The sequence below is a fragment of the Arachidicoccus terrestris genome, assembly GCF_020042345.1.
Classification (GTDB): Bacteria; Bacteroidota; Bacteroidia; order Chitinophagales; family Chitinophagaceae; genus Arachidicoccus; species Arachidicoccus terrestris.
Window position 1 is genome coordinate 3504935 of the sequence record NZ_CP083387.1, and the last position, 12767, is coordinate 3517701.

The 12767-nt window shown below is 42.0% G+C and carries 13 protein-coding genes; 10 read left to right on the forward strand and 3 right to left on the reverse strand.

The window, feature by feature from the left end:
* Positions 1–5: 5 nt before the first annotated feature.
* The gene (lepB, locus tag K9M52_RS13685; protein WP_224068993.1) at positions 6–1520 is read left to right on the forward strand and encodes a signal peptidase I; all 1515 of its coding nucleotides are present in this window, start codon (positions 6–8) and stop codon (positions 1518–1520) included.
* Positions 1521–1677: 157 nt separating this feature from the next.
* Here lepB and K9M52_RS13690 read toward each other — a convergent pair whose 3' ends face one another.
* On the reverse strand, positions 1678–2091 hold the full coding sequence (locus K9M52_RS13690; RefSeq protein WP_224068994.1) for a VOC family protein: 414 nt from the start codon (positions 2089–2091) through the stop codon (positions 1678–1680).
* Between the two features lie 433 nt (positions 2092–2524).
* Between K9M52_RS13690 and K9M52_RS13695 the strand changes: the two genes are divergently transcribed.
* The 7 genes from K9M52_RS13695 to K9M52_RS13725 all read left to right on the forward strand — a co-directional run bounded on the left by K9M52_RS13695 (position 2525) and on the right by K9M52_RS13725 (position 9320).
* The gene (locus K9M52_RS13695) at positions 2525–3751 is read left to right on the forward strand and encodes a hypothetical protein (protein WP_224068995.1); all 1227 of its coding nucleotides are present in this window, start codon (positions 2525–2527) and stop codon (positions 3749–3751) included.
* Positions 3752–3833: 82 nt separating this feature from the next.
* Positions 3834–4907 (forward strand): phosphate ABC transporter substrate-binding protein PstS, encoded by a 1074-nt coding sequence (gene pstS / locus K9M52_RS13700; protein WP_224068996.1) that lies wholly within the window; start codon positions 3834–3836, stop codon positions 4905–4907.
* Between the two features lie 90 nt (positions 4908–4997).
* Positions 4998–5990: a phosphate ABC transporter permease subunit PstC gene (gene pstC / locus K9M52_RS13705; RefSeq protein WP_224068997.1), complete on the forward strand. Its 993-nt coding sequence runs from the start codon at positions 4998–5000 to the stop codon at positions 5988–5990.
* A 13-nt stretch (positions 5991–6003) separates the two neighbouring features.
* Entirely contained in the window at positions 6004–6849 is an 846-nt protein-coding gene (gene pstA, locus K9M52_RS13710) for a phosphate ABC transporter permease PstA (RefSeq protein WP_224068998.1), read from the forward strand.
* Positions 6831–7589 carry a phosphate ABC transporter ATP-binding protein PstB gene (pstB, locus tag K9M52_RS13715; RefSeq protein ID WP_224068999.1) on the forward strand — a complete coding sequence of 253 codons (759 nt, stop codon included), beginning with the start codon at positions 6831–6833 and terminating at the stop codon, positions 7587–7589. Before pstA ends, pstB begins: the two co-directional genes overlap by 19 nt.
* A 25-nt stretch (positions 7590–7614) precedes the next feature.
* Positions 7615–8283 (forward strand): phosphate signaling complex protein PhoU, encoded by a 669-nt coding sequence (gene phoU / locus K9M52_RS13720; protein ID WP_224069000.1) that lies wholly within the window; start codon positions 7615–7617, stop codon positions 8281–8283.
* A gap of 551 nt (positions 8284–8834) precedes the next feature.
* Positions 8835–9320: a cytidine deaminase gene (locus tag K9M52_RS13725; protein ID WP_224069001.1), complete on the forward strand. Its 486-nt coding sequence runs from the start codon at positions 8835–8837 to the stop codon at positions 9318–9320.
* A 30-nt stretch (positions 9321–9350) separates the two neighbouring features.
* Here the strand turns inward: K9M52_RS13725 and ispE are convergent, their stop codons facing one another.
* The gene (gene ispE / locus K9M52_RS13730) at positions 9351–10268 is read right to left on the reverse strand and encodes a 4-(cytidine 5'-diphospho)-2-C-methyl-D-erythritol kinase (RefSeq protein ID WP_224069002.1); all 918 of its coding nucleotides are present in this window, start codon (positions 10266–10268) and stop codon (positions 9351–9353) included.
* 26 nt (positions 10269–10294) lie between these two features.
* Entirely contained in the window at positions 10295–10888 is a 594-nt protein-coding gene (locus tag K9M52_RS13735; RefSeq protein WP_224069003.1) for a bifunctional nuclease family protein, read from the reverse strand.
* Positions 10889–11143: 255 nt separating this feature from the next.
* On the opposite strand from K9M52_RS13735, the gene K9M52_RS13740 reads away from it, so the two are divergent.
* Both K9M52_RS13740 and K9M52_RS13745 read left to right on the forward strand, forming a co-directional pair.
* A complete protein-coding gene (locus tag K9M52_RS13740) occupies positions 11144–12373 on the forward strand; it encodes a sugar MFS transporter (RefSeq protein ID WP_224069004.1) in 1230 nt (409 codons plus the stop codon).
* A 29-nt stretch (positions 12374–12402) separates the two neighbouring features.
* Positions 12403–12738, forward strand: coding sequence for an L-rhamnose mutarotase (locus K9M52_RS13745; RefSeq protein WP_224069005.1), 336 nt, complete (start codon positions 12403–12405; stop codon positions 12736–12738).
* Positions 12739–12767 lie beyond the last annotated feature (29 nt).

Here is a 12767-nt window from a genome sequence, read left to right on the forward strand (position 1 = left end):
AAAGTATGGGTTGGCTATACGTGATTTTATATTTGGTCGGATGGCCAATTGGCGTCTACGGAATGTTTAAAAAGGCAGGGATCGCTCCATGGAAAGCGTTTATTCCTTTTTATAATACTTGGATCATTTGTGAGCTATGTGGCATTAGCAAAGTATGGTTTTGGTTACAGCTGCTGCCCTTTGCGGGTCAGTTCATTACGATCTGGATTACAATCATCTTTGTCATGCATTTTGGACGTTTCAGCCTGATCGATCATGCTTTGACAGCTATTATTCCTTTTGTCTTTCTGCCCTATGTCGGATTTTCTGATAAGGTGAGGTATATTGGTCCTGAGGGCGTAAAGCTTTACAAGAAAACGACGATCCGCGAATGGATCGATGCCCTGGTTTTTGCGACGGTGGCAGCGACAATTATCCGTACATTTATCTTTGAAGCTTATGTAATCCCCACCGGAAGTATGGAAAAAACCCTATTGATCAATGATTTCCTTTTTGTCAATAAAATGAGCTATGGCGCCAGAATTCCTGAGACCCCCATCAGCTTCCCCTTTGTTCATAACTTTATGCCTTTTTCTACTACGCAGCCTTCCTATTCCAAGGCTGTTCATTGGCCGTATAAACGCCTGCCCGCTTTTACGGAGGTTAAAAGGAATGATGTTGTGGTATTTAATTTTCCAGCTGGAGATACGATTATCAATGAGCCCGGTTTTGGTTCCGCCTATCCTTATTATCAAGTACTGCGGGATGTATACCATGGAGACCGGCAAAAGCTATTAGCAGAACATGAAATTCTGGTACATCCGATGGATAAGACCGATAACTATATCAAAAGGTGTACGGCTGTGCCGGGTGATACCCTACAGATCATTAATACAGAACTCTATATCAACGGCAAAAAAGCCTATGTGCCACCCACATCTCAAATGGAATATCTGGTAACAACCAATGGCAATTCTTTCTCAGATGCCTATCTGCGGGATGAATTACAGGTAAAACTGGAACCGGTGAACGAAGGGGATGTACCAGAGATGGAGCAGGAAAACCCCAATCTTTATAAATTTGATGTACGTGCAGCTGATATAGAAAAAATTAGAAAATTACCGAATGTTGTGAGCGTACATTATGCGATCCAGAATAATAAGGATCTATTCCCCTTTTATGATCATACGGATAGTAGTTGGACACCAGATAACTTTGGGCCACTCTGGGTCCCCAAAAAAGGCGCGACTGTTACCCTTACTTCCAAGAATATTGCTATCTACAGAAGAATTATTCATACTTACGAACACCATACACTGGAAGAGCAAGGCGATACATTTGTTATTGATGGTAAAAAGACCAATCAATATACTTTCGAATATAACTACTATTGGATGATGGGGGATAACCGTCACCGGAGCCAGGATAGCCGTTACTGGGGATTTGTTCCGGAGACGGCCATAGTCGGAAAGGCTTCCCTGATCTGGTTTAGCTGGCAAGATGGGCCTAGATGGAAAAGAATATTTAAGTCTATTCAATAATGGCTGTGTAATTGATCCGGCTGGGCGGAATAACTGAAAAATATCTTGTATAAGATAATATAAAAGTAAGAGCCTGCTTTGTAAGCAATAGTGTTACTAAGGCAGGCTCTTACTTGTATCCTTTCAAGGATTGTATTTACTGGTAAAAATGGTTCATCTATGTAACTATACCATTCAATCTATTAATGGCTGCCGTAGTAACTGGCGTGAACAGGTTAATGAGGTTGTCTTCGGGATCCCGAAACAACAGGGAGCGATTGCCCCAAGGCATATTTGTCGGAAATTGAATAATATAGGGTGTAATTAAACTGGAGAGTCTGTTAAATGCGCTATCGACGTTCTCCACAAAAAACTCAATGATACTTGTTTTATTTTGACCTGCCTTAATAATATTATCGGCTCCAAAGAGCTTGAGAGTTTGGGTACTGCCTATCGCCAGGGTGGCCGACGGCGTTTTTATTTCTGCAAAATCAGGGGTATACCAAACAGGTTTAACGTTCATGATTTTTTCATAGAAATCGACCATTTTTTGTATATCACCTGCGATAATTCTAACTGATGCAAGACGCATAATGTTATTTTTAATTTATAAAGAGTTAATGATTCCATAGCAAAGTACAGAAAGGGGAGTGACAGCAGTATGGCAGCCATTTTTCTTGTTTATTCTTTTAACAAAATGTTGTTGCATTGTTGATCTGTCATTGGAACGCATTATGATCCGTCGAGCGTTCGATAAGGGCGGATATTTAACAGAACGGCTAAGATCTGCCAGTATTTAAAATCCTGACTCACGTAATTTATTTTAGATAGAGGATTGTGTGATTGATCGGCGAGGTAGGAATTCGCTTCCAAACGGATTGATTATAAGCCGTTCCAGTATTAAATTATCATCATTAAACTATTAACAAAGCAGGTTTAGGACCCTGTTGGTAACATTAAGTTAACCTTCTGGTAATATTGGGATAATTAAATCTTGATTTCTTTGTGCCAAATATTAGAATCGTATGATCAGGATAGGTAATTACCTAATTGTTATTCTATTGTCTATTTGCAGCACATCTTCCTTCTTGAAAGCCCAGGTTTTTAATAGTGATGATTCCTCTTTTGCAGCCGGAACCCCAAAAACAGGTCGCCTGTGGGGATATGCTTTCGGTGATTATGCAATAAAAGCACATAGCGATTCTATGGTTAGAGGAGGTGCCAATCAGTATACCGGAATGAAAGAAAGTGAGAATGCATTTGCTTTTAGAAGGATCTATCTAGGATATGATTATAATATCAGTAAAAAGTTTTCCACGGAAATTTTGTTGGCTGCGGAGGATAATGTCACACATACCAATGCAGCAGGTAATACGACTACTTCAGGTGATTTACTGACCAATAATAAGTATACTTTTTATATCAAATACGCAAATCTTCGTTGGCGAAATATCTGGCGCGGGACAGATTTAATCTTAGGACAGTCGATGACACCGGCTTTTTCTGCAAATTCCGAACGAGTATGGGGGTATAGGAGCGTCGAAAGAACCGTTGCGGATATTCGCAGGACACCTTCATTTGATCTAGGCGTTTCATTGCAGGGCAGATTTGATAACGAAGGCAATTATGGCTACGACCTTATGGTGGGTAATGGCACCAGTGCTGTCCCTGAAAATAATAAGTTCAAATGGTTTTATGGGGATTTATGGGCCAGTTTTTTCGATAAAAAATTAAAGATTCAGCTGTATGGGGATTATGAACGGTTGAATTGGACGAATAGCTGGCATCATGCACGCAATATGGTCAAAGCTTTCATTGGTTATGCTGACAAGTTATATGCACTGGGTGCAGAAGGCTTTATCAATCATGGTCAGAATGATGTTGCTGGCATCAGCGGCAGTAGTGCAGATACACTCAATGCCGATGCGCTCGGTCTCTCTTTTTTTGGACGTGCCAGTATACTGCCCGGTAAATTAATGGCCTTCTCCAGAATTGATTTTTTTAATCCGGATCGCCATTATGACAACCAAAAATATGAAACCTACCAAGGATTTTCTTCTCATTATGATCCTAACACGAAGGAAAAATTCATTACTGCGGGACTGGACTTTACACCCGTAGGTAATGTTCATATAATACCCAATGTCTGGTATAACAGTTACGATGGAAGGCAGGCTAATCTGACCGGAGTAGAAAAACATGATTATGATCTGGTCTACCGGCTGACCTTTCATTATGTGTTTGGAAAATAGTAGTCTTCAGATTTTGATTTAGGCATCAAGTAAATGGGCTTCACATGCCTTAAGAAAACATAAACATTAAATAAAAATAAAAATGAAAAAGATACAATTCAGATCATGCATATTGGCATTTGTGGCTATAGTGACAGTCCTGTCGTTTACTGCATGTAACGGTGGTAGTTCTGGTACAGGTAATGCCGGGATTATCGGCGCCGGAAGTTCCTTTGATAACCCGTTATTTTCTAAAATGTTCTCTGTCTATCATGATTCGACCAAAATCCAGGTGAACTATCAATCCGTAGGCTCCGGCGCTGGTATATCGCAATTGACACATAAGACAATTGACTTTGGTGCTTCAGATGCGCCCATGAATGAAACCCAGATGAAAGCGGTTCAGGGAGATGTTTTACATATACCGGTCACGGCCGGAGCGGTTGTTATCAGTTACAACCTGCCAGGGTTTACAGACTCTATAAAGCTCACACCTGGTATCGTTGCGGATATATTTTTAGGGAAGATAAAGAAATGGAATGATCCGGTCATTGCGGCGGTAAACCCGAATGTGGTTTTGCCTGCGATTGATATCGTCGTGGCACATCGTTCAGACGGAAGCGGGACATCGGCTATATTTACTTCTTATTTATCGAAGATCAGCCCCGAGTGGAATAGTAAGGTGGGGAATGGCACTTCTGTTAACTGGCCTATCGGCTTAGGCGGTAAAGGTAATGAAGGTGTTTCAGGACTGGTTAAGCAGACTCCGGGCGGTGTTGGCTACATTGAGCTGGCTTATGCGATCCAAAATCATATGCCTTATGCGAGCATTCAGAATAAGGCAGGCAACTTTATAGTGCCCTCTATTGAAAGTGTTACTGCTGCAGCCGACATCGATATCCCACAGGACGGAAAGGTATTGCTTACAAATACGGAGGCTGCACAAGGATATCCCATTTCTGGCTTTTCATGGGTATTGATCTACAAAGAACAAAATTATAACAATAGGACGCAGGCACAAGCTACACAGCTTGTTCAGCTGATTAACTGGATGATTCATAATGGACAGCAATTTAGCAGCAAGTTAGATTATGCGCCACTTTCCGGTGCAGCGGTTGCTACAGGTGAAACTATTTTAAAATCGGCGACTTACAATGGCCAGCCCATTTTAAAATAAGCCAGGTGTTGGAAATAGGTATAGGTGACTGATACGGCCCCAGGTAAAGGGGCTGTATTAAAGCCTCTGAAACAAAAAAACTATTTTAGAATGGATTCAGTTATACATGACATTGGAGCTTCGTCGCAGGTGCAAAGCGCTGTTGTACCCCAGACAAAGGCAGGTACACATAATGAAAGGCTGTTACGGCCGGGCCGAATACGTAAGGGAATCAGAAGGGAAAGATTTTTCAAAAAGACCTTGTCTTTTACAGGTTTAATGATTATACTGATTGTCTTTGGAATTCTGGCCACGCTGTTCTATCAATCTCTGCCGGCGATCCAGTCACTCGGGGCACGTTTTTTCTGGAGCAGCACCTGGAACCCCGTAGAAAATATTTTTGGTGCGTTACCTTTTCTGGTGGGAACACTTATTACTTCTTTTTTAGCATTGATTATTTCCGTTCCCTTTTCAATAGCTATTGCCGTTTTTCTCGGAGAGTATTTTCCTAAAGGAGGTTTTTCCAATTTTATCAAGAATACTATTGATTTGATCGCAGCAGTACCCTCTGTTATATTTGGTTTTTGGGGTTTCTTTGTACTGGTTCCTATTATCAGGATACTGGAAATGAAATTTGGGATTATGCCTAACGGCGTAGGCTTATTTTCTGCATCATTGATATTGGCGATTATGATTATCCCATACGCTGCATCTCTGGGAACGACAATGATTCGTATGGTGCCGGCCTCCTTAAAGGAAGGGGCTTATGCATTAGGCGCAACCCGGTGGGAAGTATTGCGCAAGGTCATTGTCCCCTATTCTAAATCAGGACTTTTTGCGGGGATCCTTTTGTCACTGGGCAGAGCCATAGGCGAGACAATGGCGGTTACTATGCTCATCGGGAACGCGAATTTTCTACCCAAAAGCATTTTTTCGCCGGGTAATACCATGGCCAGTGTGATTGCTAATGAATTCACGGAGGCGGATCACCCTATTTATGTATCGGCCTTGATTGAAATGGGGCTGTTCTTATTTCTGGTGACTTTTGTTATAAACCTAATAGGCAAAAAAATTATCAAACGCGCGACCAGCAACAATGGTTGATATAATTTACCCTATGAATGATCGATTAAAACTCCGGATTTTTAAGAATAAAGCGATGCAGGGCGTCATTATTGCGTTGACCTTTCTATGCGTTCTTCCGCTGGCCTTTATCCTGATCTACATTATAAAATCGGGGATAACAGCTATCAACTGGGATTTTATAACAAATATTCCAAAACCCGTTGGAGAAACAGGTGGTGGCGTCGCCAATGCGCTGTTGGGGACCCTGATTATTATTGTCGTGGCAACTGTTATCGCCGTTCCCATTGGTATCCTCTGTGGCGTGTATCTGAGCGAAAATAAAAAAAGTAAAATCGCGTATTGGGCAAGTGTTTGCGTAGATATTCTCCAGGGAGTGCCTTCCATTGTGATCGGAATTGTTGCCTATTTTTGGATTGTGCGGCCAATGGGAGGTTTCTCGGCATTGTCGGGCAGTATTGCCCTGGCCATAATGATGTTTCCCATTATTATCCGCTCCACAGAGGAAACACTTAAACTGATTCCTGATTCACTTAAGGAAGCAGCTTATGCACTGGGCATGCCTACTCATAAAGTGATCCTGAAAGTGATCGTTCCTTGTGGATTTAGTGGAATAATATCAGGGGTAATGCTTTCTGTTGCCAGAATTGCCGGAGAGACGGCGCCTTTGCTGTTTACTGCCTTTGGCAATCCTTTCATAGAAACCAATTTATTAAAGCCGATGCAAAGTTTACCTTTGCTGATTTTCAATTATGCGACCAGTTCCTATAAGGATTGGCAAAATCTCGCCTGGGGCGCTTCACTGGTGTTACTGGTCTTTGTCCTGGCGCTTAATCTTCTTACAAAATTGATGACGAGAAAATGGAAAGTACAATTATAAAAGCAATTAACTATAATGCCTATTTTGGGGAGAATCAGGTCGTCAAAGACGTGAGCATGGACATTCCGCGCAACAGCGTTATCGCTGTTATGGGTCCCTCGGGTTGTGGGAAAACCACTTTTTTAAGAGGCATTAACCGAATGCACGAACTGGTACCGGGTGCACATGCCGACGGGAATATATGGCTAAACGATGAAGATGTGATGGAGATGCATCCGATTGTTGTACGTCTTAAAATTGGTATGGTGTTTCAGCGGCCCAATCCTTTTCCTAATCTGAGCATTCATGATAATGTCCTTGCCGGCTATAAACTCAATGGGATAAAACTCTCTAAGTCAGATAGAGAAAGGATCGTGGAGGAGTCATTGACGAAGGTAGCTCTTTGGAAAGAAGTTAAGGACTCCCTGATGAAAAAGGGGACTTTTCTTTCGGGTGGTCAGCAACAGCGTCTCTGTATCGCTAGGGCTGTTGCAATGCAACCGGAAGTGCTCTTATTTGATGAACCGACTTCGGCCCTGGATCCGATTTCTACTGCTACGGTAGAGGAGCTATTTAAAGAGCTGAAGAAGAATTATACACTGATCATCGTCACCCATAATATGCAGCAGGCAGCCAGGGTCAGTGATAAGACGGCTTTCTTCTATATGGGAGAACTGGTCGAATACGATGAAACAAACCTTATGTTTACCAACCCTGCAGATCAACGGACACAAAATTATATAACCGGTAGATTCAGTTAATGGTCTATTTCCAAATTAGCAAACTATGGCACAGATAGAACTTGAGATAAAGAGCCTGAAAGAAGAACTTGTCAATATGGGCGACCTGGTTAAAGCGCAACTCCAGAAATCCAAAACGGCGCTTAAGAATTTTGATAAGAATCTGGCCCGTGAAATAGTGGTTAAGGAAAAACGGGTAAACGGCTATGAATTGAAAATTGACCGTGATTGCGAGAATATCCTGGCACTCCGGACACCTGTCGCTATTGACTTAAGATTTATATTAGCGGTACTGAAAATTAATAACAACCTGGAAAGAATAGGAGATATTGCGGAAGGCATTGCTAAATATATCATCCATACAGAAACTAAGTTTGCATCCACCTTGCTTGAGCAATCCAAAGTCTTACAGATGCTGGAGGTTGGTATATCTATTTTAGAAGATGGACTTGCTTCCTTCGAACATGAGAATACGATTCTGGCAAGGAGTATTTTTTTAAGAGATGAATTTTTGGATGAAGTGAACTTTCAGGCGATTAATTTTACAAAAACATATTTGGCCGAGCACCCTTCAGAAATTGACGAAACACTTTATATCCTTTCCATTATCCGCAAATTAGAACGGGTGGGGGATCAGGTGAAAAATATTGCAGAAGAAATCATATTTTACATTGAGGCAAAAGTCCTTAAGCATAACAAAGATGCACAGCCATAACTACACTATTTGAGCGAAACAGGTTGAAGTTGAGAAGAATGCGTTTTCCGTGGTTAACTCTCACAAACTCAGCTTTAATCCTACGGATCAGCTAAGCGGTAGAGCATTGTCTTCACATTTTAAAATATCATGCAGATATCCGTCTGGAACGCCCGTCCAGATATTACTTAATTGAAAGGTGGTCAAGCAGGCGGATTTTCTTTGCCAATACATTATTATCACGCAATCATGCTCCGATAAGAATTGGCCTTTGGGTTCATTGACAGTTCTGGCAATAGTTTGTCTATTTCTTCCAATGATTCTATTGCTCGAAGCAAACTGATAGGTGATGACCATGTAAGGCCGGTTGGCGTACCATTTTCGGTAATTGCATATTAGCAAGCTGGTTAATTTTATGTTTTTGCCTGAAAATTGCTCACTGTTTCACTAAAATAGCCTAATTTGATTAGGCGAAGATATCAGCTTATCAGTCTGTCGGCTGAATTTGCTGTGAATAGAGGAATTGGATTTATAACCAGCCGTTCAGCAGAGACAGGCTTTAAAATTTATTTATGGAGAAACATTACCAATTTGCATATGATTACTTTGATTCAATAGATGACTTAACGCCTGAGGAAAATGCTTTAATACAGCGTGCCAGACAGCGGGCGCATCATGCCTATGTACCCTATTCAAATTTTGGGGTCGCTGCCGTCGGATTGCTGGAAAACGGTATGATTGTAGAAAGTACCAATCAGGAGAACGCCAGCTATCCGGTTGGTATTTGCGCCGAAAGAGTATTGCTTTCGACTATTTCTTCTGTTCATCCTGACATCCGTTTATTAAAGATGGCCATAAGTTATTATAATCCCGGCGGTAAGGACCAGGCGCCGATTGCCCCATGTGGCATGTGCCGGCAGGCACTGCAGGAGCAGCAGTTGCGGTTTGGGCAACCCGTGCTTTTGCTGTTGTCGGGACAAGAGGGCAGTGTCATCCGGGTGAAGGATTCCATGGATCTGCTGCCGTTTCATTTTTCCGCAACAGACTTGAGAGGATAAAGTGTTTCCCGTTTTTGGGTGGTATACTGTTTATAATTGCCAGCTACCCACATAATAATTTTCAAAGGGAAGAAGGGCTTCCTCAACCGGGGTGTTTGCTGTTTTAAAGATACCAAATACTGAGCTGCCTGAGCCAGTCATGCTGGCATATGCCGCTCCGAGATCATATAACGTCTGCTTGATTTCTTTGATGGCTGGAAACTGCCTGAAAACGGCATGTTCGAATTGATTATGAAGCTGTCCGGACCAGTTTTCAGGGCCTGATCCTATGATCTGTAGTAAAATTTCCCGGGTTGGCCCTGCCTGAGGCTTTATTTGCTTGAAAGCCGTTGCCGTCGGTACATGGATATGGGGACATACAAGTAGCAAGGTATAGCCTTCGAGCGATAATGGCGCAGAAACAAGTATTTCTCCCTTTCCGGTTGCTACCTGAGGCTCATTTTTAATAAAAAAAGGGCAGTCACTGCCCAGCTTGTCTGCATAAGCATGCAATTGTTTTTCCGACAGCTGCAGGTTGCCCAATTGGTTTAATATTTTGAGCGTAGCGGCGCCGTCGGCGCTACCTCCTCCGAGTCCGGCGCCCATAGGTACACTTTTATGCAAATGCATGGCTACCGGCAGAAGCGCAGGGTAATCTGTTTTAAGCAATTTGTATGCCTTAACACACAGATTGCTCTCTAATGAGCCCTGTACAGGGAGCCCCGAGGCGCTATATTTAATCGGGAGCCCTGGAATGTCGGAGGGCTGAAAATCAGCTTCGGCGGGTGGCAGCTTCTTGGCCCATAATGAAGAATCTGTTATCTGCGTACGCGCAGACATCGGGATGATCTCTAGGCTATCGGAAAAGGGAATAGGATAGAAAAAGGTCAATAGATCATGAAAGCCATCGCTTCTTTTGGCTGTAATATAGAGTCCCAGATTAATTTTTGCGCCCGGTGAGACAATCATGGTTCCAGATTTTAATCGGATGACTGCTATTTGTTTTTACGCATATTGATCTCATCACGGATAGCAGCAGCCTTAATATAATCTTCAGCTTCCAATACCTGATCCAGCATTTTCTGCAATTCAACTAAACTTAAATGAGAAAGATCATTTTCTTTTTTCTGTTCTTCCGGTTGACCGGCCGTATATGTTTCCGAGGTACCTACGGATGAAGTATTCATTTCCAGCGAAGCGCTGTCCAGAATATGTTCATAGGTATAGATGGGACAGCCATAGCGAACTGCCAGGGCGATCGCATCACTGGTACGGCTGTCAATTTCTGCAGATTGATGATCGTTCATACAAACCAGAGTCGCATAAAAGACACCCTCTTGCAAATCATTGATAATCACTTCCAGCACTTCAATATTAAAGGCAGATGTAATATTTTTGATCAAGTCATGTGTCAAAGGACGGGTAGGCTTCATTCTTTCAAGGGCCACTGCGATAGCCTGTGCCTCAAAGCCGCCTATGACTATTGGCAATTTACGCAGCCCGTTTACCTCACCCAATACAACGGCATATGATTGAGTACCGGACATACTATGTGATAAGGCAATTATTTCTAATTCAATCTTTTTCATGCTTTCCTACCTTCTCTTTTTTCGAGTTGAACGACAAAAATAAAAAAATCAGCGCGGAATCCTTACAAATTGGCACACAAAAAACAATAACCTCTGTATTATCCAATTATATTACATCATTTAGGGGCATTTTGCGGATGCTCATGTTAATATAACATAAGAATTGGCCAAGAAATGACATCAGATTACTGAATTATTATAATTACTTTGGATATCAAAATCGGACTTAATTCCTAACTTACCCAAAATTGTAATATGTCAAAAAATAAGTATCTATTTGCTTTTGCACTGGTTACTTCGCTATTCTTCATCTGGGGCTTCACTTATGGCCTCCTGGATGTCCTCAATAAGCATTTTCAGGAAACGTTGCAGGTGACCAAAACCCGGAGCACACTGTTGCAGGCTGCTTATTTTGGTGCTTATTTTTTGATGGGTCTTATTGGCGTCTTTGTAAATAAGTTTGATTACAAAAAAGGGATCATTTTTGGACTGTTGCTCTTCGCTATCGGCGCCTTTCTGTTTTATCCGGCGGCAGAATCCTTTAATTTTAATTTCTTTTTGCTGGCATTGTTCATTCTGGCTGCCGGTTGCGGCTGCCTGGAAACAACCGCTAATCCTTATGTGACCGTCTTAGGAGATCCTGCCAGATCGGCGAATCGTCTGAACTTAAGCCAGTGTTTCAACGGCCTGGGATCTTTTTTCGGCCCTATCCTTGCCAGCCAGCTTTTTTTCTCTCATGGTAACAGCGATAACCTGGATTCGGTAAAGAGCGTTTATTTAGTTATTGGTGTTGTAGTTTTGGCGATTGCTTTCTTATTTATTAAGACAAAATTGCCGGAGATTAAGGAGGCGGAAGCCGAGCATCTGACCAGTGAAGAGGATAAAAAGCCATTGGGAGCCCATCCGCATTTTATCTTTGGCGTCGTAGCGCAGTTTTTTTATATCGCTGCTCAGGTTGGCGTAGCGGCTTTATTTATTAATTATTGTACTGAGAGCGGCCTTAAGATAGATAACGCGCTGGCATCTAAATTACTTTCTCTGGCTCTGATCTTATTTGCGGGAGGACGTTTTCTTGGAACATTTCTTATGCGTACCATCGCCCCTCAGGTACTTTTGTCCATATATGCAATTGTAAATGTTGTGCTTTGTGGTGTCGTTTTATTACATATGGAATGGATTTCCATCGGAGCACTCGTCGCTATATTCTTATTTGAATCTATTATGTTCCCGACAATTTTTGCTTTGGGAATCAAAGGGTTGGGCTCGCATACGAAGAAGGCGGCCTCATTTATGATTATGTCTATCGTTGGCGGAGCAATTGTTCCTTATGTTATGGGGATACTGGCCGATCGTTATTCCACCGCTGCGTCTTATGTGATACCTATGGCATGTTTTCTGATCGTGGCCTGGTATGGATGGAAGGGATATAATAGTGGTATGGTAGATAGTGACACAGATGTAAAGGTGGATTTTGCCAAACATTAGTTTAACAGGAGAAAATAATAGAAAAGATTATGAGAACATATGCTTTAGCATTGGATTTAAAGGATGATCCGGCTCTAATTAGAGAATATGAGGCCTATCACAAAAATGTCTGGCCAGAGGTACTGACGAGTATAAAAGAGAGCGGCATTCAGTTTATGCAAATATACAGAACAGGTAATCGGCTTTTTATGCAGATGACTGTAAACGACCGTTTCAGCTTTGAAAAGAAGGCTGCCGCTGACAATGCTAATCCAAAAGTAATAGAATGGGAAGAACTGATGTGGAAGTATCAGCAGGGACTTCCCGGGGCGGCGCCGGGTCAAAAATGGATATTGATGGAAGAGATATTTTCTCTGGAAGTCTAACTTAAGATGTTTAACGTAAAACACTAATT